Genomic DNA, 20,116 nt, shown 5'->3' with positions numbered 1-20,116 from the left:
ACTCATGACCACAGCAGGCCGTTTTATTTCTTTTAATCGGCGCCAGATTCTGGCGGGCGCGGCCAGCATGGGCCTGGGCGTCGTTTTGCGTCCCGCAGCGGCGCAGGCCGGTGAGCTGGCGGCAGCGGTGGCGGCCTATGCCCAAAGCGCTCCGGTACGAGCGGGCAAAGTCAAGCTTGACATAGCCGAGTTGGTCGACAACGGCAATGTGGTGCCCATCACCGTCACGGTGGACAGCCCCATGACGGCGGCCGACCACGTGAAAAGCATTGCCGTCTTCAACGAGAAAAACCCCCAGCGCGATGTGGCCCGCTTCACGCTAGGGCCTCGCTCCGGCAAGGCCAGCGTGACCACGCGCATCCGGCTCGCCACTTCGCAGCAGCTTGTGGCAGTGGCGCTGATGAGCGACGGCAGCTACTGGTCGCACACCGTCAATGTCATCGTGACCCTGGCGGCTTGTATTGAAGGCGATCCCTGATGGCACGCACACTCATCAATGCCCCAACTACCGCCAGACGCGGTGAAGTCATCGAGATACGCGCGACCATAGGCCACCCGATGGAAACCGGCTTTCGCGCCGGCGAGGACGGCAAGATCCTGCCGCGCAACATCATCAAGACCTTCAGCTGCCGCTACAACGGCGAACTGGTCTTCAGCGCCGAGCTGTTTTCGGCCGTCTCGGCCAATCCCTACCTCGCCTTCCATACCGTGGCCACCGAGAGCGGTACGCTGGTGCTTCGCTGGGAAGGCGACAACGGTTTTGCGCAGACTGAAAGCATCAACCTGGCCGTCACGGGATGACGCGCATCCCCGCGGGCCTTTTGTCTTTCCTGCTGGCATGCCATGCCGGCGCACAGACCGCGCCGCCAAAAGACCTTCGCCGTTCAGGCTTTGAGGACATGAGCGCATCCACCCAGGCCATGCAGAAAGACGATGCGCTGAATCCCGGCATGTTGTGGGTCAAGGACGGCGAAGCGCTGTGGAAACAGCCAACAGGTGCCAACGGAAAGGCGTGCATCAGCTGCCACACAACGCCGGACAGCATGCGCGGCGTGTCGGCGCGATACCCGGCGTTTGACATTCAACTCGGCCGGCCCATCACCTTGAGCCAGCGCATCAACCAGTGCCGCCAGCATCACCAGCAGGCCGCGCCACTTCGTCCGGAGAGCCAGGATCTGCTGAGCCTGGAAAGCTATGTGGCGCTGCAGTCGCGCGGCCTGCCAATATTACCGCCCGATGATGCCCGGCTGGAGCCTTTCCGCCAGCGTGGGCAGCAGCTTTTCGCGCAGCGCATGGGCCAGCTCAACCTGTCCTGCGCGCAGTGCCATGACGGTTTGGCCGGCAGGCGTCTGGCCAGCAGCCTGATTCCCGAGGCACATCCCACGGGCTACCCGGTGTACCGTCTCGAATGGCAGGCGCTGGGTTCGCTGCAGCGCCGCATCCGCGGCTGCATGAGCGGGGTGCGTGCCGAGCCGTTTGCCTATGGCGCGCAGGAGCTGGTGGAACTGGAGCTTTACCTGAATGCCCGTGCAAAAGGCATGGCAATGGAGACGCCGGGCGTGCGGCCGTGATTTGAGCGGCAGTACTGCGGATGCTATCAATTACATAGCGTATTGAGCAAATCCGGCGAGGGGCTGCTGCGCTTTTTACCATCTCAAAACCGGACCGTCCCGTTCGGGTCAGTGCCGGCTTTCCGTCACATGAGGCTTATCCCGTCACACGACCTGGGCCGGGAGGCACCTCCTGGTGCCAGCGTCGGGGCACAAAGAAAACCCGGCTCCAAAGCGCGAATGCCTGAACAGTCGAATTGGCACACAAGTTGCTGATCGCCAGATGTCATCAGCCGCTTCCCCGCTTCCCCGCTTTCAATCGTGTTGATGGTTGCCAATGCAGCCTTCAGCCCTTCAGGAGCATTCCATGAAACGTCGTCACGCCCTGGCCGCCGGCATCTCTGCCCTGACCGCTCCAGCATGGACAAGCGCCCAAAGCGCCTGGCCTTCGCGTGGGCCGATCAGACTGGTCGCGCAATTCCCACCAGGCGGTCTGGTTGATACCGTGTCACGCATGATGGCGCCACACCTGTCGCAGGCGCTGGGCCAGACCGTCCTGGTGGAAAACCGCGCGGGTGCGGGTGGCTTGATCGGCACCGACTACGTGTCCAAGCAGCCCGCCGACGGCTACACCCTGCTGGTCAGCCATGCGTCGGTGCACATCTATGCCACAGCCACCCGCAAAGTCATGCCCTTTGACCCGGTGAATGATTTTTCTCACATGGGCATGCTGGTCGAAGCGCCCATGGTGCTGCTGGTGCGTGCACAGTCGCCCTTCCAGACCCTGGAGCAATACCTGACGGCCGCCAGGACCCGGCCTGTGCGTTATGGCTCATCGGGCATCGGTTCTGCCAATCACCTGTTTGGCGAAATGCTCAAGATTGAAGGCAAGGCGCCCCAACACGACCACATCCCCTACCAAGGCAGCGCGCCGGCCATGCAAGACCTGCTGGGCGGGCAGATCGACAGCCTGCTCGATCCCATCACCACCAACGTGGCCCAACTCAAGGCGGGGTCCCTGCGCGCGCTGGCTGTCTCTACCCCGAGCCGCCTGCCAGCGCTTCCCAACATTCCGACCTTTGCCGAGCTCGGCTTTCCCAGGCTGACGGGTTCCCAGTGGCTGGGGCTGTCAGCGCCCAAAGGCCTGCCTGGGCCCATTCTTGCGCGGCTGACGGCACTGATCCCTGAAATTCTCGCCAAACCGGACATCGCAGCCAGACTGGAAGAAATCCAGACCCTGCCGCGCAAGAATGCGGTGGTCGGCGCAGAGTTCGTTCAGTTGATCAATTCGCAGATCGACACCTGGCGCAGCGTGGCCAAGCTGGCCAACGTCGAGGTGATAACATGATTTTTCCGGCAACGACAGCCGCAGGAGCATCCTGATTGAGCAGCACTCACACCTTTTCCAGCGACACGGCAAGCGCTGCCGACGTGGTCAATGAGTTCCTCCGGCTCATCATGCTTCCTGACCCGGTGGCCGCCAGCCGGTTCACCGCACCCGGCATGAAGATTCTTTTCACCGGAGGCCGGGCCATGAGCGCCCCCGCTGAGTGCACCAAATTTAATGCATCGCGCTACAAATGGGTGAAAAAAAGGATTGAGCGCACCGAAACGGTTGCCGCTGGCTCAAACGGTGCCGTGCCCGACGAAGCGGTGGTCTACAGCCTGGGAACCCTGTACGGAGAATGGCCTGACGGAACGCCTTTCGAAGGCAACCGCTATGTGGACCGCTATGTCGTCAAAAGCGGGCTGATCACACACATGGACGTGTGGAACGACAGCGCCGAATGGCTGCTGGTGCGGGCAGGCCTGGCTGTGCTGTGATCAGCTGATGGCGGCAAGCTACAGCGGCGCCCTGCCGACGCACAATCGCTTTGACTACCAGGCGATCAACCAGCGCAAACCTTATCGCTGGCCCAACGGTGCTGGTCTGGCTGTCTACCTGGGTTTCAACATCGAGCACTTTGCCTTCGGCGAGGGCATGGGTGCCACCATCGGCCCGGCCAGCCCGCAGCCGGATGTCCTGAACTACAGCTGGCGCGAGTACGGAAACCGCGTGGGCAGCTGGCGCTGCCTCGAGCTGTTTGACAGCCTGGGCCTGCCGGCGGCCGCCCTGATCAACACCGCACTGTATGACCACTGCCCCGAGCTGGTGGCTGCCTGCGTAGCGCGCGGCGATGAACTGGTCGGCCATGGCCACACCAACGCCGAACGCCAGGCCGCCATGAGTGAAGCGGACGAAAGCAGCCTGCTGGTGCAGTGCCGCACACGCATGCAACAGGAGAGCGGCCAGTCCCCCGCCGGGTGGCTTTCACCGTGGATTTCGGAAAGCCTGCATACCCCTGACCTGCTCGCTGAAAGCGGCTATGGCTACACCCTGAACTGGTGCCACGACGACCAGCCGCTGCCAATGCGCACCCGCAGCGGAAAGGCTTTGTGGGCTGTGCCTTACCCGCAGGAACTCAATGACATCCCGATGATCATTGCGCGTCAGATGGACGGCAAAGACTTTGCGCAGCTGATCATCGATCAGCTTGATGAGATGCTGGAGCAATCGCAGGCCAGCGGTTCAGCACCACTGGTGATGGGCATTGCACTGCACCCCTACATCGTCGGCCAGCCTTACCGCCTGCGCCACCTGCGGCGCGCGCTTCAGCATGTCGCCTCCGCACGTGACCGGGGCCAGGTCTGGATGAGCACGCCGGGCGATATCTTCCGGCACGCCGTACAGATGGCCGCGTGAGCGGCCCCTGAAAGAGGCGCTCGTGTGCATGCCGGAGCGCGGGCAGAGGCTTTTGCTTATTACGCGCAGGAGCTGGTGGAGCTTGAGCTGAATGTCCGCGCGAAAGGCACAGCGCTGGAGTCGCCCGGTGTACGGCCTGAGGTTCACGCAAAGCGAGTTAGCTATTAAATTGATAGCAGTTTGCGCACTATTTACAGGCCTTTCACCCAACTCTCCCTTCAACATTTCGGGTATTCAATCCCTGCCGCAGCACTGCCCCGCATTTGCCGGGACCGCCGGACCGAAAGCTTCCGGCATGCAACCGTGGTTATCATCCGCATCGGGGTGGGGGTTCGACATAAAAAAAGGGGCAGGCGCCATGTTCTACTGGATTTACGACATACCCAACTGGATGCTGGCGCTGCTTTTTTGCGCCGTCTGCCTGGCCTACACGTGGGGTGGCCTGCTTCTGCTGCGGCCGCTGGTGCGCAAGTGGGTGGGCCCGCAGCCGGACGCCAATGAATTTGTCAGCTACTTTCTTTCGGCTTATGGGGTGTTCTATGGGCTGATGCTGGGCCTGATCGCGGTTGCCACCTACCAGAACTTCGCGGATGCAGAAAAAGCCGTGGGCAAGGAGGCCACCGCCATTGCGGCGCTGTACCGTGATCTGTCGAACTATCCGGAGCCTGCGCGCGCCACCCTGGAGGGCCAGATGAGGGACTACGTACGCTTTCTGATCGTCGAAGCCTGGCCCGAGCAGCGGCAAGGACGGCTGCATGCTGGCGGCACCACGCGCGTTTCAGACCTTCATCAAAAGCTGCTGTCATTTGCCCCTGCCAACCGGACCCAGGAAATCCTGCATGCCGAAACACTGCGGCAATTCAACAGCTTTCTGGAGGCCCGGTATGCGCGCCTGCAGAGCGTCAGCACCTCCCTCTCGGGTGTGCTGTGGTGGGTGGTATGTCTGGGTGCGGCGCTGAACTTTTCGCTGCTGTGGCTGTTTTCCATGGACCGGCTGGCGCTACACCTTGTGCTGTCGGGCATCCTGGCGACTTTTGTCGGCTTGATGCTGTTTTTCATCGCCGCGATGGATAACCCCTTCCGCGGCGAAGAGAGCGTTTCGCCGGACGCCCTGAAGCTGATTCAGGAACGGCTCATGCCGTCCCCGCGCTAGAGCCGCGCGCCGGCGGCAAATTCGTACAACTGCGGTGCGCCGCTTCCGCGGCCCTCGCAGCCGTCAGGTCGACCAGTTGATCTGCTCAAACAGGCGCATGAGTCTCGCCTGCCGCGCCAGGCTGAATTGCCCGACCCAACCGATCCGGCCCAGCAGGTGCGAGCGAAAGTCGGCAAGCCGGTTTTTATTTTGCGACGCCGGCCCGTGCAACACGCTTTGATGCAAACACGCTTTAAGCCGATCGAAATCATCACGCGGCACGTTCGGGTGAACGTTGACCACAACTCCGCTCACGCGCTGCCGCTGATGCCGCGGCAGGCAACGCGTCTTGTCCGGATGGAGGGTAAAGCCTTCATCGCGAACGATCTCTGCAACCCAGGCGTGCAAGGCGCGAAACTGCCGTCGCAGCGACTCGGGGCCTGAAAATACCAGGTCATCGGCGTAGCGCGTATAGCTCGCGCCGAACACCCAGGCCAATCCCTCAAGCCGCAAATCGAGATTGAAAGCGCAGAGGTTGGCCAGCGCCGGGGAGGTGGGCGCGCCTTGCGGCAAATGCGCGGAACCAAGGCGCTTGGCACCCATCCAGTCAAGCCCGCCATCGTCGCGCAGACGCTCGATCACCATCCCCGCCGTACGGTGTGTGCAGAGCGCGGTGAGACTTCGCGCCACACCTTCGGGGTAACCCAGCGTGCGCCAGACGGCATTGACCTGGGCTGCCCCTACGCTGCCAAAGAAATCCTGCAAGTCAAAACGGATGACCACGGCTTGCCCGACGTGAGCTGCCGCATGGGTTTTGACTGAGCGGCCGACGGTAAAGCCGTGCGCGGCTTCATGCACCGGCACCTGACTGAGCAGCGTATGCAGGATGTGACGTTGCACACGCTTGAGTTCTGCCTTGGGCGTCTCCAGCAAACGCAGGCCACCTGTCTGCTTGGGCTGCAGGCCGTAACGGTAATGCTCGACAACTGCCGGCGTCGCCGGGGCCAGCCAGCGCAGTTGCTCGCGGGAGAGCTGGAGCCAGCGCGCCAGATCGGCATCCGTAGGGATGTCGGGCAAGACGCAAGCTTCCAGCCCCAACGGCCGGGGGCGCATCACCGCCGGTCGCAGGATCAACCGGCGAATGCGCGGTGGCCTTTCCGGCTCGGGGTCATCCCGGTCATCATCCGGTTGCGAGGCTTGCGGCTCCCTGGAGTCATTGGGCTCCCCGTCTTCGTCTTCGTCGTCGCCCTCCTCCCGAAAGGCCAGATCAAAGGCATGCGATGCCTCCATCCGCCGTGCCAGCGAAGTGACGTCAAATTTTTGCCAGGTGATGGCCGACAACAGAGACAGCGGTTCAAGCAGTTCCCGAAGCCACGCGGGGCGTTGCCCGATGGCTGCGGCAGCCCTGGCCTGAAGAGCTCGCAAGGTGGTGCCGCCCGCCTTGTCCGCGTCGGCGAGCAGTGCGCGAGCCAGGCCGCGTGCAATCAAATGTCGGAAGCTGGCTTCGCGCATGGAATTGGGTTGACGCCGGCATCCCAACCAGCAGGTCATGCGTGAGCTGGGTGCGCAGAATGCGCAGTCCGCTCACGCGCCGAAATCTCTAGGCACAAAACAACCATGGGGGTACCCCATGGTGCGGACAGGCAGCAACGAATCACGTCCCGCTCGCAACACTTGGAATGCTGGCGTCGTCGAAATTCTAATGGTTTGCCCTTGACAACGAGTTGTTGTCCAGCGCTGTGAAGGCGCCAAAACAACAGGGAATGCTTTTGGTATACGTCTACACGGCCCGCGCATGTCAAAAAAAATGTCCACCAAGAGGGCGAACTTCGCTATCAATTCAATAGCTGCTTGCGCTTATCTGGAAAGGGCTAGAGGCACTTTTCCCTTGAAGATCGGTGATACGCCGCACCAACGCATGCAAGGCGTCAGCTACACGTCGGCCTTGGGTTGGGCAAGGCTCTCTCAGGACTGCGTTCAAACTCAACCTATAAAAAAAACCGCGCAACCCTTGCGGTGTCTGCGCGGCCGGCTACTGACTTTAGTAGCGCCTCTGGCAACTTTTCAGCGTTACTTTCGCGTTGGCGGCAAATCGGTGCAACTACCGTGCGCCACTTCCGCCGCCATGCCGATACTTTCGCCCAGCGTTGGGTGCGGGTGTATGGTCTTGCCGATGTCGACGGCGTCCGCACCCATCTCGATGGCCAGTGCGATCTCGCCGATCATGTCGCCGGCATGCGTGCCGACAATGCCGCCGCCCAGGATCCTGCCGTGGCCATGCGCTTCGGGGCTGTCGTCAAACAGCAGCTTGGTGAAGCCTTCGTCGCGGCCATTGGCGATGGCGCGTCCAGAAGCCGTCCAGGGGAACAGGCCCTTTTTGACCTTGATACCTTCGGCCTTGGCCTGGTCTTCCGTGAGACCCACCCAGGCCACTTCGGGGTCGGTGTAAGCCACGCTGGGGATCACGCGGGCGTTAAAGGCGGCGCTGGCCAGTTCCTTGTTGCCTTGCAGTTCACCCGCAATGACTTCGGCAGCCACGTGCGCTTCGTGCACGGCCTTGTGCGCCAGCATGGGCTGGCCCACGATGTCGCCGATGGCGAAGATGTGCGGCACGTTGGTGCGCATCTGGATGTCGACCGGAATGAAGCCGCGGTCGGAGACTGTGATTCCGGCTTTTTCGGCAGCCAGCTTCTTGCCATTGGGTGTCCGGCCCACGGCTTGCAACACCAGGTCATAGGTCTGCGGGGCCGGGGCGCTGCCGCCAGCTTCCGCGGACTCAAACGTGACTTCGATGCCTGCCTTGGTTGCCTTGGCGCCCACCGTTTTGGTCTTGAGCATGATGTTGTCAAAACGCGGCGCGTTCATTTTTTGCCAGACCTTGACGAGGTCGCGGTCGGCACCCTGCATCAGGCCGTCCATCATTTCGACCACGTCCAGGCGTGCGCCCAGTGTGGAATACACCGTGCCCATCTCGAGGCCGATGATGCCGCCGCCCAGGATCAGCATGCGCTTGGGCACCTCTTTGAGTGCCAGCGCGCCGGTGCTGTCCACCACGCGGGGATCGTTTGGCATGAAAGGCAGGCGTACAGCTTGCGAACCAGCGGCAATAATGCAGTTCTTGAACGCAATGGTCTGGCTCTTGCCGGTTTTCTCCTGGCCTTCGGCGCCGCTGGTTTCTTCAACCTGCAGGTGATGGGCACCGACGAACTGGCCCAGGCCACGCACGACGGTGACCTTGCGCATCTTGGCCATGGCCGTCAGCCCGCCAGTGAGCTTGCCGACGACCTTTTCCTTGTGGGTGCGTAATTTGTTGATGTCGAGCTTGGGTTCGCCAAAACTCACGCCCAGGCTGTCGAAATGCTTGACCTCGTCCATCACGGCGGCCACATGCAGCAAGGCCTTGGAAGGAATGCAGCCGACATTCAGGCAGACGCCACCCAGCGTGGCGTAACGCTCTACCAGCACAACCTTCAGGCCCAGATCGGCGGCACGGAAGGCGGCGGAGTAGCCGCCAGGGCCGGCGCCCAGCACCAGCACGTCGCAGTCCAGGTCGGCCGAGCCGGTGAAGCTGGCGGCAACCGGGGCTGGTGCTGCGGCAGGGCTCGCTACAGTTTTAGGAGCTGCTTGCGCAGGTGCTGCGGGCGCTGCAGCCTGTTTTTGTGCCGCATCTGTGGCGGTCGCAGCGGCAGCACCGGTGCTTTCCAGCGTCAGCACGACGGAGCCTTGCTTGACCTTGTCGCCCACCTTGACCTTGATGTCCTTGACCACGCCGGCCGACGAAGACGGGATTTCCATCGAGGCCTTGTCGCTTTCAACGGTGATCAGGCTCTGTTCGGCCTTGATGGTGTCGCCGGGCTTGACCAGCACTTCAATGACGGACACTTCGTCGAAGTCGCCGATGTCCGGTACCTTGATGTCGATCACAGGGGATGCACTCATTTGGAGGCTTTCAATTTAAGGGTGAATATGTCGACGGGCCCGGCGGAGTTCTTGTCGAACTCGCAACCCGCGTTCAGGCCGGCCATGGCCACTTCGCGCGCGGTCTTGGCCTTGTCCCAGGCGGCATGCATGGCGCCGAGCGCAAAGCTGCGGCCTGAGCCAATGCCCCAGAATTCCTTGAACTCAAAGACTTCACGGTAGCTGTAGAGGCCGTAAATGCCGCTGGCATTGGCAATGACCACGGTGAACTGGCTGGACTCGTAGGGATCGTTGTCGTCTTCCTTGGTCTGCAGGAAGAACGTTTCCTTCAGCATGGGATGCAGCTTGACGAAGGTGTCGAACACCTCGTCGCGCGAACCCAACTTGAGCTGCTCTTTGGGCAAGGCCGCCATGGCCTTGCGCAGCACCGGAAAATGCGCCACCGTACCGGCCATGCCCACGTAACTCATGCCGGCAGGCGTGTCGACCTTGAAGATCTTGCTGTTGGCTTCAAACCGGTGGCCCAGGCTGGTGTCGCCGAAGGTCACCAGCGTGTCGGCAGCGATGGCAACCTGCCCCGCCTTTTTGACGACTACAAGTGTTGTCATGGTTCCGCCCCGTTTAGAGGAGGACGCGGCGGAAGTCGGCGAGGATTTGGCCCAGGTAAGCGTTAAAGCGCGCAGCGCCTGCGCCGTCGATCACCCGGTGATCCCAGGCCAAAGACATCGGCAGCATCAGGCGCGGCTGGAAGGCCTTGCCGTCCCAGACCGGCTCCATCTGGCTCTTGGACACGCCGAGGATGGCGACTTCCGGCGCGTTGATGATGGGGGTGAAGTAACGCCCGCCGATGCCGCCCAGTGAAGAGATGGTGAAGCTGGCGCCCTGCATTTCGGCTGGCGTCAATTTACCGTCACGCGCCTTCTTGGCCAGCTCGCCCATTTCCTGGCTGATCTGCAGCACGCCTTTTTTGTCGGCGTCTTTCAGCACGGGAACGACCAGCCCGTTGGGCGTGTCGGCAGCAAAACCGATGTGGTAATACTGCTTGTAGACGATCTGGTCGCCGTCGAGCGAGGCATTGAACTCGGGGTATTTCTTCAGGGCCGCAACACTGGCCTTGATCAGGAAAGCCAGCATGGTGACTTTGAGGCCCGCCTTTTCGTTTTCCTTGTTGGTCGAAACGCGGAAGGCTTCCAGTTCGGTGATGTCGGCATCGTCATGGTTGGTGACGTGCGGGATCATCACGTAGTTGCGCAACAGGTTGGCACCGCTGATCTTCTTGATGCGCGACATGTCTTTGCGCTCGACCGGGCCGAACTTGGTGAAGTCGACTTTGGGCCATGGCAGCAAATCGAGCCCTGCGCCGCCGCCCGAAGATGCGGGGGCCTTGGCGGCCTGCGCCTGGGTGCGAACGCTGCCGTCCATCACCGATTTGGTGAAGCCCTGGATGTCGTCTTGCGTGATGCGGCCTTTGGGGCCGCTGCCTTTGACCTCTGCCAGCGGCACGCCGAGCTCGCGTGCGAATTTGCGCACCGAGGGTGAGGCATGCGGCAGGTTGCCCTGCGGTGCGGTGGTGGGGTTGTGGGCCGGCTGGCTCGCTGGAGCAGATGACGTTGCCGGCGCAGGGGCAACAGCAGATGCTGCGGCAGGCGCTGCAGCGGGGGCTGGCGCGGGCGCAGGCGATGCGCTCACAGCCGCAGAACCTTCCAGGATGGCCAGCAGGTCGCCGATGTTGACGACGTCGCCCATCTTGACCTTGAGTTCTTTCAGCACACCTGCGGCAGACGACGGGATTTCCATCGAGGCCTTGTCGGATTCCACCGTGATCAGCGACTGCTCGGCCTTGATGGTGTCGCCGGGTTTGACCAGGACTTCAATGACAGACACGTCCTTGAAGTCGCCGATATCGGGCACACGGACTTCCACCGGACCGGAAGCAGCAGGGGCCGCTACAGGTGCAGGTGCCGACGCCGCTACAGATTTGCTAGCTGCTTGCGCAGGCGCAGCGGGCGCTGCAGCCGGTTTTTCTGTTGAAGCCGGGGCGGCTTCGGCGCCGGACACTTCCAGCGTCAGGACCACGGAGCCCTGCTTGACCTTGTCGTCGAGCTTGACCTTGAGCTCCTTCACCACACCCGCGTGGCTGGAGGGGATTTCCATGGAGGCCTTGTCGGACTCCACGGTGATCAGCGACTGCTCCGCCTTCACGGTGTCGCCGGGCTTGACCATCAGCTCAATCACCGTCACTTCGTCGAAATCCCCGATATCAGGAACTTGAATGTCTACCACTGCCATATTCTTGTCTCCGGTTGCTACAGGTGCTACGTCAGGGTTTTAACTCAAGCGTAAAGCGGATTGATCTTGTCGGCGTTGATGCCGTACTTTTTGATGGCCTCGGCGACCTTGGCCGCCGGCACAGTGCCCTCTTCGCTGAGCGCCTTGAGCGCCGCCACGACGATGTAGTGGCGGTTGATCTCGAAGTGCTCACGCAGCTTGCTGCGGAAGTCGCTGCGGCCAAACCCGTCGGTGCCCAGCACCTTGTAGGTACGGCCCTTGGGTACGAAGGAGCGAATCTGCTCGGCATAGGCCTTCATGTAGTCGGTGGATGCAACCACCGGACCGGTGTGCTTTTCGAGCTGCTGGCTGACAAACGGCACACGCTGTTTGTCGGTCGGGTGCAGCAGGTTCCAGCGTTCGCAGTCCTGGCCGTCGCGGGCCAGTTCGTTGAAGCTCGGGCAGCTCCACACGTTGGCGGCAACGCCCCACTCTTTCTCAAGCAGTTCTTGCGCGGCAATGGACTCGCGCAGGATGGTGCCGGAGCCGAGCAGTTGCACGCGCGGCGTGAGCTTGGCGCCCTCTTTGCAGAGGTACATGCCCTTGATGATCTGCTCTTCGGTGCCGGGCTTGAGGCCGGGCATCGCGTAGTTTTCATTGAGCAGCGTCAGGTAGAAATAGACGTTGTCCTGCTTTTCCACCATGCGTTTGAGGCCATGGTGCAGGATGACGCCGACTTCATGCGCAAAGGTCGGGTCGTAGCTGATGCAGTTGGGGATGGTGCCGGCCAGGATGTGGCTGTGGCCGTCTTCGTGCTGCAGGCCTTCGCCATTCAGCGTGGTGCGGCCCGAGGTGCCGCCCAGCAGGAAACCGCGCGCCTGCATGTCGCCGGCCGCCCAGGCCAGGTCGCCGACACGCTGGAAGCCGAACATCGAGTAGTACACATAGAACGGGATCATGATCCGGTTGTTGGTGCTGTACGAGGTGGCGGCTGCGATCCAGCTGCTCATGCCACCGGCTTCGTTGATGCCTTCCTGCAGGATCTGGCCCTGTTTGTCTTCCTTGTAGTACATCACCTGGTCTTTGTCGACCGGCGTGTATTGCTGGCCGTCAGGGTTGTAGATACCGATCTGGCGGAACAGGCCTTCCATGCCGAAGGTGCGGGCTTCATCTACCAGGATGGGCACCACGCGCGGGCCCAGGGCCTGGTCGCGCAGCAGTTGCGTGAGAAAACGCACATAAGCCTGCGTGGTCGAAATTTCGCGGCCTTCGGCCGTGGGTTCGATCACCGACTTGAAGGTCTCCAGGGCCGGCACGGTGAACTGCTCGTCGGCCTTGACGCGGCGATGCGGCAGGTAGCCGCCAAGGGCCTTGCGGCGCTCGTGCAGGTAACGCATCTCGGGCGTGTCGTCGGCCGGCTTGTAAAACGGGATGTCGGCGAGCTGGCTGTCGGGAATCGGGATATTGAAGCGGTCGCGGAAAGCCTTGATGTCTTCGTCGGCCAGTTTTTTGGTCTGGTGGACGTTGTTCTTGCCTTCACCAATCTTGCCCATGCCGAAGCCCTTGACCGTCTTGATCAGCAGGACGGTGGGTTGGCCCTCGTGCTTGACGGCCGCGTGGAATGCCGCATAGACCTTTTGCGAGTCGTGGCCGCCGCGGCGCAGGTTCCAGATGTCGTCGTCGCTCATCTTGGCGACCATCTCGAGCGTGCGTGGGTCCTTGCCGAAGAAATGCTTGCGGACGAAGGCGCCGTCGTTGGCCTTCATGGCCTGGTAGTCGCCGTCCACCGTGTCCATCATGACCTTGCGCAGCGCGCCATCCTTGTCGCGGGCCAGCAGCGGATCCCAGTTGCTGCCCCAGATGAGCTTGATGACGTTCCAGCCGGCACCGCGGAACTCACCTTCGAGCTCCTGGATGATCTTGCCATTGCCGCGCACAGGGCCGTCGAGGCGCTGCAGGTTGCAGTTGATGACAAAGACGAGGTTGTCGAGCTTTTCGCGCGCAGCCAGGCCGATGGCGCCCATGGATTCGACCTCATCCATCTCGCCGTCGCCGCAGAAGACCCAGACCTTGCGGTTTTCGGTGTTGGCAATGCCTCGGGCGTGCAGGTATTTGAGGAAACGCGCCTGGTAAATCGCCATCAGTGGGCCGAGGCCCATGGAGACGGTGGGGAACTGCCAGAACTCGGGCATGAGCTTGGGATGCGGGTAGCTGGACAGGCCCTTGCCGTCGACCTCTTGACGGAAGTTGAGCAGCTGCTCTTCGGTCAGGCGGCCTTCAAGGTAAGCGCGGGCATAGACACCTGGCGATACATGGCCCTGGATGTAAAGGCAGTCACCGCCGTGCTCTTTACCCGGTTCAGCGCTCTCGGCGTGCCAGAAATGGTTGAAGCCGGCGCCGAACAGGCTGGCCAGCGAGGCGAAGGAGCCGATGTGGCCACCCAGGTCGCCGCCATCAGCGGGGTGCAGGCGGTTGGCCTTGACGACCATGGCCATGGCGTTCCAGCGCATGTAGGCGCGAAGGCGTTCTTCAATCTCGAGGTTGCCGGGGGAACGCTCTTCGTGGTCGGTTTCAATGGTGTTGACATAGCCCGTATTGGCCGAAAAAGGCATGTCGATGCTTTTCTGGCGGGCGTGCTCAAGGAGTTGCTCGAGCAGAAAGTGGGCGCGCTCGGGACCTTCACTTTCGATGACGGCGGACAGGGCGTCCATCCATTCGCGGGTTTCCTGGGTGTCCTTGTCCAGCGCGTCGTTGGCGGCAGCGCGCAAGTTGTCGCCCGCTTGGTTCGGAATGGCAGCCATTTTTTGTCTCCTGAGTAGCCTGATAAAGCTTTGTTAATCCGCAATACAGCCTCTTGTCGGGCTGTGCGCGGAGCCTGTGTCCAATTGCGCCTAAGCGTGTTTTAAACGCAAATTAGATTCAAGCGTCTAGTTTCTCACAATATTTGTTAAATTTCAAATAGTGCTTATTGATTTCACATTAAGAAATTTCATACGCCTTGGGCAAATCGATACCCATGGCAAATGCCTCTGGCAAATATTGGCTGCGTTACTGAAACCGACGATGCGACAGCGCAGCCTGTAGCCTCACCTTAAAAGATCAGGGTCAACCCTGACCACAGAGGGGCATCTCACTTAAACTGCACCATCCCTATGACCCAGCAAGCCCCTGCCCCCCCCGACACGATGGCGAACTCCGCCACCTTTGCCCTGTGGAGGCGTTGGTGGCGCAAGCAGTCGCCGTCGCGCCAGGACCGTTTCATCACCCTGGGGCCTTTGCTGGCCGTGGTACTGTTTCTGGCAGCCGTGATCGCAGCCTTCGGTTACCTGCGCATCGAAGAAATCGACCGCGAACAGCAGGCCGTCAAGCGCGATGTGGAATACGCCCAGCAACGCCTGCGCCTGCGCCTGCTGGAGCGCCAGGAACAGCTCATGCGCATAGGGCGGGATGTCTCCAACAAGGAAGTGGATACGGAAGAATTCATCTCGCAGGCCGAATCCCTGGTCAACCAATATCCGGAACTCATGGCAGTCACCTGGGTGGACAGCAGGCGGCGGATCAAGGTGGCTTATGTATCGCCCAGCGCCAATGCCAGCCAGCTGCGCGGCGCCGGCGAGCAACTCAAGGTCGGCGAAACAGACGGCACCTATGACCTGGCAAGAGACCTGCGGCAACCCGTGTATTCGCGCCCGCTGGTGACCAAGGAAGCCAGCGGCTACAACACCCCTACCCTGCAGTTGCAGGTGCCGCTCGATGACCAGGGGAAATTTGCCGGCGTCATCATGGGCGAATACTCCATCGACGGGCTGCTGCGCTTTGGCGTACCGACGGACGTGACGGCCAAATATGCGGTCACGCTGATCGACGACAAAAACACGGTGCTGGCGGGCAACCTCCCGCCGCCCCGCAACCCCGCGGCCCGGCTTTTGCCCTGGACCGATGCCGCCGCCGAATATGAAATACCGGTTTCACCGGTGGGCAACGGCCTGCTGATTCGTGCGGAAGGCTATCGGGCCTCACTGGGCGTGGTGGGCAGCGGCTTTTTCTGGCTGGTCAGCGCCCTGAGCGCACTGACGGTGTGGATGCTGCTGGGCACCTGGCGCCATACGCGCCGCCGTGTGCAGGCCCAGCAGGCGCTGATTTCCGAAACCAACTTTCGCCGCGCGATGGAGAACTCCATGCTGACCGGCATGCGCGCGCTGGACCTGCAGGGCCGCATCACCTATGTGAACCCGGCGTTTTGCCAGATGACGGGCCTCACTGAAGGCGACCTGGTGGGCCGTACGCCGCCCTTCCCGCATTGGCCGGAAGGCGAGATCGAGACCCTGATGCAGCGGCTGGACGATGAACTGCACGGCCGCACGCCGCCCGGTGGTTTCGAGGTGCGCGTCAAGCGCAAGAACGGCCAGATTTTTGACGCTCGCATGTATGTCTCGCCGCTGATTGATCCGCGCGGCCAGCAAACCGGCTGGATGACGTCCATGACGGACATCACCGAGCCCAAGCGCATTCGCGAAGAACTCACAGCTTCTTACGAACGTTTCACCACGGTACTTGAGGGGCTGGACGCGGCCGTGTCCGTGGCGCCGCTGGGCAGTGAAGAGCTGCTGTTTGCCAACAAGCTGTACCGTTCGTGGTTTGGCGGTGAAGTTTCCGGTCACCTGAACCTGATCGCGCAAGCCGGCGTGCCTTCAGCCGTACCCACCGAAGATGCGCTGGATGCGGTCGATGGCCTGGCGGGCCTGCCGACCGACACGCTGACAGCGGCGCAGACGGAAAACGCCGAAATTTTTGTGCCCGAACTCAGCAAGTGGCTGGAGGTTCGCTCGCGTTACCTCACGTGGGTGGACGGCCGCCTGGCCCAGATGGTGATTGCCACCGACATCACACCGCGGCGCCATGCCGAAGAGCAGGCGGCCCAGCAGAACGAGCGGGCCCAGACTGCGAGCCGCCTGATCACCATGGGGGAAATGGCCTCCAGCGTGGCGCACGAGCTCAACCAGCCGCTGACGGCCATCAACAATTATTGCAACGGCATGGTGTCGCGCATCAAGGGCCAGCAGATCAGCAACGAAGACCTGCTGGTGGCGTTGGAGAAAACCGCCAAACAGGCGCACCGCGCCGGGCAGATCATCCAGCGCATACGGTCCTTCGTCAAACGCAGCGAGCCCAACCGCAGCTCCGCCGACGTGGCGACTATCGTGAGCAATGCGATGGAGCTGGCCGACATCGAGCTGCGGCGCCATCACGTGCGGCTCAGCCACTACATCGCCGCCCGCCTGCCCGACATCATGGTGGACCCCATCCTGATCGAGCAGGTGCTGATCAACCTGATGAAAAACGCGGCTGAGTCGATTGAACAGGCGCACCTGCCGACGGCGCGGCGCAGCGTCGAATTGCGCGTGGTGCCCAAGCAGATTGAAGACCAGGCCGTGGTGGAGTTTTCGGTGCTCGATACGGGGCGCGGCCTGTCGCCTGAAGTCATGGGCCGGCTGTATGAAGCCTTCTATTCGACCAAGGCCGAAGGCATGGGCATAGGCCTCAAACTCTGCCGCAGTATTGTCGAGTCCCACCAGGGAAGAATGGAGGCCCAGAACCTCTACAATGGGGACGAAGTGGTGGGGTGCCGGTTTACCTTCTGGATCCCCGTGACGCCCCTGCTGGCACCGGTGGTGCCTGCTAGCGATACCATAGCAACCAAGGATACCGGCGTTCATTGAAACCCCTTCAAGAACCGTCTTTTCGAGAAGTTCACGAAAGAAAGTTTGGCATGAGCTTGATTCCCAAAAAAGGTACCGTCTACGTCGTTGATGATGACGAGGGCGTGCGCGACTCCCTGCAGTGGCTGCTCGAAGGCAAGGACTACCGGGTCCGCTGCTACGACTCGGCCGAAACCTTTCTCTCCCGCTACGACCCGCGTGAAGTCGCCTGCCTGATAGTCGACATCCGCATGGGCGGCATGACGGGCCTCGAATTGCAGGACCGCCTGGTCGAACGCAAGTCACCGCTCCCCATCGTGTTCATTACCGGCCACGGCGACGTACCCATGGCGGTCAACACCATGAAAAAAGGCGCCATGGATTTCATCCAGAAGCCTTTCCAGGAAGAAGCCCTGGTCAACCTGGTCGAACGCATGCTTGAGCAGGCCAAGGAAGCCTTCAGCGACTACCAGCAATCTGCCAGCCGCGACGCCCTGCTCGCCAAGCTCACCTCGCGCGAAGCGCAGGTGCTCGAGCGCATCGTGGCCGGCCGCCTCAACAAGCAGATTGCCGACGACCTGGGCATCAGCATCAAGACGGTAGAAGCGCACCGCGCCAACATCATGGAAAAGCTCAACGCCAATACCGTGGCCGACCTGCTCAAAATAGCCCTCGGATCCAACGCACCCAAGGGCTGACTTCCTTTCGCTATCTTTTTGATAGCTGCTTGCGCCCGTGATGATTGGATTTGCGGGCGTTTTTACTTGAAAATCGATAAAAATGACTGCCCAGCTGATCGACGGAAACGCCCTCTCCAAACAACTGCGCGCTGAAGTCGCCCAACGCGCCGCCGCCCTGCGCGCACGCGGCATCACACCGGGCCTGGCCGTGGTGCTGGTGGGTGAAAACCCGGCCAGCCAGGTCTATGTGCGCAACAAGGTCAAGGCCTGCGAAGACAACGGCCTGCATTCGGTGCTTGAGCAATACCCTGCCACCCTGAGTGAAGCTGACCTGCTGGCACGGGTAGAGGCGCTCAACAACGACCCGGCCATCCACGGCATCCTGGTGCAGCTTCCGCTGCCTGCCCATATCGACGCGCAAAAAGTCATCGAATCGATCTCTCCCGCGAAAGACGTTGACGGGTTTCACGTCGCCAGCGCCGGCGCGCTCATGGTCGGCCAACCGGGCTTCTGGCCCTGCACACCTTATGGCTGCATGAAGATGCTGGAAAGCATCGGCTACGACCTCAAGGGCAAGCATGCTGTGGTCATAGGCCGAAGCAATATCGTTGGCAAACCCATGGCGCTGATGCTGCTGCAAAAGAACGCCACCGTCACCATCTGCCACAGCGCAACCAAAGACCTCAAGGCCATGACGCTGCAGGCCGACGTGATCGTGGCGGCCGTCGGCAAGCGCAACGTGCTGACGGCCGACATGGTCAAACCGGGCGCCGTCGTGATAGACGTGGGCATGAACCGCAACGATGAAGGCAAACTCTGCGGTGATGTGGACTTTGACGGCGTGAAGGAAGTGGCGGGCTACATCACACCGGTGCCCGGCGGTGTCGGCCCCATGACCATCACCATGCTGCTGGTCAATACGCTGGAAGCCGCGGAAATGGCCCCCACGGTCGCTCACTCCGTGTAGCCTGCGGCATCTCCCTGCCCCTTTCATCACGAGAGGGGGCCGCTGCGCCTGCGGTCCGGCAGAGCCGGTCCCGCGGCCCCTGCTTGCCGGCGAAACTCAGGTGATTTCGGTTACCGTCGAGCGACTCAGGCGCCACAGCGCCAGGCCGGCGCACAGCCACTGCACCACATAGAAGGCGGTGCCCAGGCCATGCCAGAGCTTGAGATTGCCGCCTTCGGCGCGTACGCTGACGATACGCGGCGCAACCCCGAACTCCACCAGCAGGGCCAGCAGCAAACCGGCCACTATGAATTTGATAGCTGCTTGCGCTTGCCACGCCAGGGCTGGATCGTCTTTTTTATTAAGAATCAGCAACAGGAACATCGCACAGCCCGTGCTCAGCCATGTTTGCGCGGTAAAGAGTTTGGCGGCCATGGCACCGGCCACGGCGGGGGCTCCCAGATTGGCGAACAGCATCGGGACCATGACGAATCCCAAACTGGTCAAGCTGCCCCACCAGAGAGCTGCCACCATCACATTGAAGCGCTGCTTCATGAATGAAATCAGGATGTTTAGATGTACATCACCGAGATGATTTCATAGCGCTTGAGGCCACCGGGTGCCTGAACTTCAGCCGTATCGCCTTCGTCCTTGCCGATCAGCGCACGTGCAATCGGCGAGCTGATGTTGACCCGGCCCGCCTTGATGTCGGCCTCGTCTTCACCCACGATCTGATAAGTCACCTTGTCGCCGGTATCTTCATCTTCCAGTTCGATGGTGGAACCGAACACGACCTTGCCGCCCGCGTCCAGCTCGGACGGGTCGATGATTTGGGCGGCGGAAAGCTTGCCTTCGATTTCCTGAATACGGCCCTCGATGAAGCCCTGACGGTCCTTGGCGGCGTCGTATTCGGCGTTTTCGCTCAGGTCACCCTGGGCACGCGCTTCGGAAATGGAATTGATGACCCAGGGCCGGTCGACGGTTTTCAGCTGGTGCAGCTCGGCCTTGAGGCTTTCCGCGCCACGCTTGGTAATGGGAATGGTTGCCATGTTTTTTGCTCCTCTCAAAAGCGAAACCGCCACCAGTCACCTGGCGGCGGCGCTTGAATCCAAAATTTCAATCAAACAAGTTTAATGCAAATCGGACCTGCGGAAATCCGGAAAAAACCCGGGTCGTGAGG

The 20,116-nt window shown here is 61.5% G+C and carries 17 protein-coding genes; 10 read left to right on the top strand and 7 right to left on the bottom strand.

Annotated features, from left to right (window positions below; translation table 11 throughout):
- Positions 1-4: 4 nt before the first annotated feature.
- The 7 genes from ACXJKE_RS10880 to ACXJKE_RS10850 all read left to right on the top strand — a co-directional run bounded on the left by ACXJKE_RS10880 (position 5) and on the right by ACXJKE_RS10850 (position 5,446).
- Positions 5-478 (top strand): SoxY-related AACIE arm protein, encoded by a 474-nt coding sequence (locus ACXJKE_RS10880; protein WP_457280587.1) that lies wholly within the window; start codon positions 5-7, stop codon positions 476-478.
- A complete protein-coding gene (gene soxZ, locus ACXJKE_RS10875) occupies positions 478-801 on the top strand; it encodes a thiosulfate oxidation carrier complex protein SoxZ (protein WP_457280586.1) in 324 nt (107 codons plus the stop codon). The genes ACXJKE_RS10880 and soxZ overlap by 1 nt, the downstream gene beginning before the upstream one ends.
- A complete protein-coding gene (gene soxA, locus ACXJKE_RS10870; RefSeq protein WP_457280585.1) occupies positions 798-1,571 on the top strand; it encodes a sulfur oxidation c-type cytochrome SoxA in 774 nt (257 codons plus the stop codon). The genes soxZ and soxA overlap by 4 nt, the downstream gene beginning before the upstream one ends.
- Before the next feature lie 346 nt (positions 1,572-1,917).
- Positions 1,918-2,898 carry a Bug family tripartite tricarboxylate transporter substrate binding protein gene (locus ACXJKE_RS10865; RefSeq protein ID WP_457280584.1) on the top strand — a complete coding sequence of 327 codons (981 nt, stop codon included), beginning with the start codon at positions 1,918-1,920 and terminating at the stop codon, positions 2,896-2,898.
- Positions 2,899-3,008: 110 nt separating this feature from the next.
- Positions 3,009-3,374 carry a nuclear transport factor 2 family protein gene (locus ACXJKE_RS10860; protein ID WP_457280981.1) on the top strand — a complete coding sequence of 122 codons (366 nt, stop codon included), beginning with the start codon at positions 3,009-3,011 and terminating at the stop codon, positions 3,372-3,374.
- 7 nt (positions 3,375-3,381) lie between these two features.
- Positions 3,382-4,293, top strand: coding sequence for a polysaccharide deacetylase family protein (locus ACXJKE_RS10855; RefSeq protein WP_457280583.1), 912 nt, complete (start codon positions 3,382-3,384; stop codon positions 4,291-4,293).
- A 358-nt stretch (positions 4,294-4,651) separates the two neighbouring features.
- Positions 4,652-5,446: a bestrophin-like domain gene (locus ACXJKE_RS10850; protein WP_457280582.1), complete on the top strand. Its 795-nt coding sequence runs from the start codon at positions 4,652-4,654 to the stop codon at positions 5,444-5,446.
- Positions 5,447-5,509: 63 nt separating this feature from the next.
- Here ACXJKE_RS10850 and ACXJKE_RS10845 read toward each other — a convergent pair whose 3' ends face one another.
- The 5 genes from ACXJKE_RS10845 to aceE form a co-directional block, all read right to left on the bottom strand.
- Positions 5,510-6,937, bottom strand: a complete 1,428-nt coding sequence (locus ACXJKE_RS10845) for a reverse transcriptase family protein (RefSeq protein ID WP_457280581.1) — start codon at positions 6,935-6,937, stop codon at positions 5,510-5,512.
- 558 nt (positions 6,938-7,495) lie between these two features.
- Positions 7,496-9,364, bottom strand: a complete 1,869-nt coding sequence (lpdA, locus tag ACXJKE_RS10840) for a dihydrolipoyl dehydrogenase (protein ID WP_457280580.1) — start codon at positions 9,362-9,364, stop codon at positions 7,496-7,498.
- Entirely contained in the window at positions 9,361-9,951 is a 591-nt protein-coding gene (locus tag ACXJKE_RS10835) for an MFS transporter (RefSeq protein ID WP_457280579.1), read from the bottom strand. Before ACXJKE_RS10835 ends, lpdA begins: the two co-directional genes overlap by 4 nt.
- Before the next feature lie 13 nt (positions 9,952-9,964).
- Positions 9,965-11,632, bottom strand: coding sequence for a dihydrolipoyllysine-residue acetyltransferase (gene aceF, locus ACXJKE_RS10830; RefSeq protein ID WP_457280578.1), 1,668 nt, complete (start codon positions 11,630-11,632; stop codon positions 9,965-9,967).
- Positions 11,633-11,676: 44 nt separating this feature from the next.
- Complete coding sequence (gene aceE / locus ACXJKE_RS10825) at positions 11,677-14,412, bottom strand: pyruvate dehydrogenase (acetyl-transferring), homodimeric type (RefSeq protein ID WP_457280577.1); 2,736 nt, start codon at positions 14,410-14,412, stop codon at positions 11,677-11,679.
- A 351-nt stretch (positions 14,413-14,763) separates the two neighbouring features.
- Here aceE and ACXJKE_RS10820 point away from each other — a divergent pair, with 351 nt between their 5' ends.
- The 3 genes from ACXJKE_RS10820 (at position 14,764) to folD (ending at position 18,957) form a co-directional block, all read left to right on the top strand.
- A complete protein-coding gene (locus ACXJKE_RS10820) occupies positions 14,764-17,331 on the top strand; it encodes a PAS domain S-box protein (protein WP_457280576.1) in 2,568 nt (855 codons plus the stop codon).
- 50 nt (positions 17,332-17,381) lie between these two features.
- Positions 17,382-18,008, top strand: a complete 627-nt coding sequence (locus tag ACXJKE_RS10815; protein ID WP_348047552.1) for a response regulator transcription factor — start codon at positions 17,382-17,384, stop codon at positions 18,006-18,008.
- A gap of 82 nt (positions 18,009-18,090) precedes the next feature.
- Positions 18,091-18,957, top strand: coding sequence for a bifunctional methylenetetrahydrofolate dehydrogenase/methenyltetrahydrofolate cyclohydrolase FolD (gene folD, locus ACXJKE_RS10810; RefSeq protein ID WP_457280575.1), 867 nt, complete (start codon positions 18,091-18,093; stop codon positions 18,955-18,957).
- 96 nt (positions 18,958-19,053) lie between these two features.
- Here the strand turns inward: folD and ACXJKE_RS10805 are convergent, their stop codons facing one another.
- Both ACXJKE_RS10805 and greA read right to left on the bottom strand, forming a co-directional pair.
- On the bottom strand, positions 19,054-19,491 hold the full coding sequence (locus tag ACXJKE_RS10805) for a DUF4149 domain-containing protein (RefSeq protein ID WP_457280574.1): 438 nt from the start codon (positions 19,489-19,491) through the stop codon (positions 19,054-19,056).
- Between the two features lie 17 nt (positions 19,492-19,508).
- Entirely contained in the window at positions 19,509-19,985 is a 477-nt protein-coding gene (gene greA / locus ACXJKE_RS10800) for a transcription elongation factor GreA (RefSeq protein WP_457280573.1), read from the bottom strand.
- Positions 19,986-20,116: the final 131 nt, after the last annotated feature.

It is taken from the genome of Polaromonas sp. P5_D5, from assembly GCF_054049435.1.
The sequence above is the reverse complement of the archived record's forward strand: the minus strand, read 5'-3'. Positions and strand labels throughout refer to the sequence as shown.

Coding starts and splice junctions, on each gene's coding strand:
- ACXJKE_RS10835 (WP_457280579.1), bottom strand. CDS start 9,951: ATGACAACACTTGTAGTCGTCAAAAAGGCGGGGCAGGTTGCCATCGCT.
- ACXJKE_RS10855 (WP_457280583.1), top strand. CDS start 3,382: ATGGCGGCAAGCTACAGCGGCGCCCTGCCGACGCACAATCGCTTTGAC.
- folD (WP_457280575.1), top strand. CDS start 18,091: ATGACTGCCCAGCTGATCGACGGAAACGCCCTCTCCAAACAACTGCGC.
- ACXJKE_RS10865 (WP_457280584.1), top strand. CDS start 1,918: ATGAAACGTCGTCACGCCCTGGCCGCCGGCATCTCTGCCCTGACCGCT.
- soxA (WP_457280585.1), top strand. CDS start 798: ATGACGCGCATCCCCGCGGGCCTTTTGTCTTTCCTGCTGGCATGCCAT.
- ACXJKE_RS10845 (WP_457280581.1), bottom strand. CDS start 6,937: ATGCGCGAAGCCAGCTTCCGACATTTGATTGCACGCGGCCTGGCTCGC.
- ACXJKE_RS10860 (WP_457280981.1), top strand. CDS start 3,009: ATGCTTCCTGACCCGGTGGCCGCCAGCCGGTTCACCGCACCCGGCATG.
- ACXJKE_RS10815 (WP_348047552.1), top strand. CDS start 17,382: ATGAGCTTGATTCCCAAAAAAGGTACCGTCTACGTCGTTGATGATGAC.
- aceF (WP_457280578.1), bottom strand. CDS start 11,632: ATGGCAGTGGTAGACATTCAAGTTCCTGATATCGGGGATTTCGACGAA.
- greA (WP_457280573.1), bottom strand. CDS start 19,985: ATGGCAACCATTCCCATTACCAAGCGTGGCGCGGAAAGCCTCAAGGCC.
- ACXJKE_RS10805 (WP_457280574.1), bottom strand. CDS start 19,491: ATGAAGCAGCGCTTCAATGTGATGGTGGCAGCTCTCTGGTGGGGCAGC.
- ACXJKE_RS10850 (WP_457280582.1), top strand. CDS start 4,652: ATGTTCTACTGGATTTACGACATACCCAACTGGATGCTGGCGCTGCTT.
- aceE (WP_457280577.1), bottom strand. CDS start 14,412: ATGGCTGCCATTCCGAACCAAGCGGGCGACAACTTGCGCGCTGCCGCC.
- ACXJKE_RS10820 (WP_457280576.1), top strand. CDS start 14,764: ATGACCCAGCAAGCCCCTGCCCCCCCCGACACGATGGCGAACTCCGCC.
- lpdA (WP_457280580.1), bottom strand. CDS start 9,364: ATGAGTGCATCCCCTGTGATCGACATCAAGGTACCGGACATCGGCGAC.
- ACXJKE_RS10880 (WP_457280587.1), top strand. CDS start 5: ATGACCACAGCAGGCCGTTTTATTTCTTTTAATCGGCGCCAGATTCTG.
- soxZ (WP_457280586.1), top strand. CDS start 478: ATGGCACGCACACTCATCAATGCCCCAACTACCGCCAGACGCGGTGAA.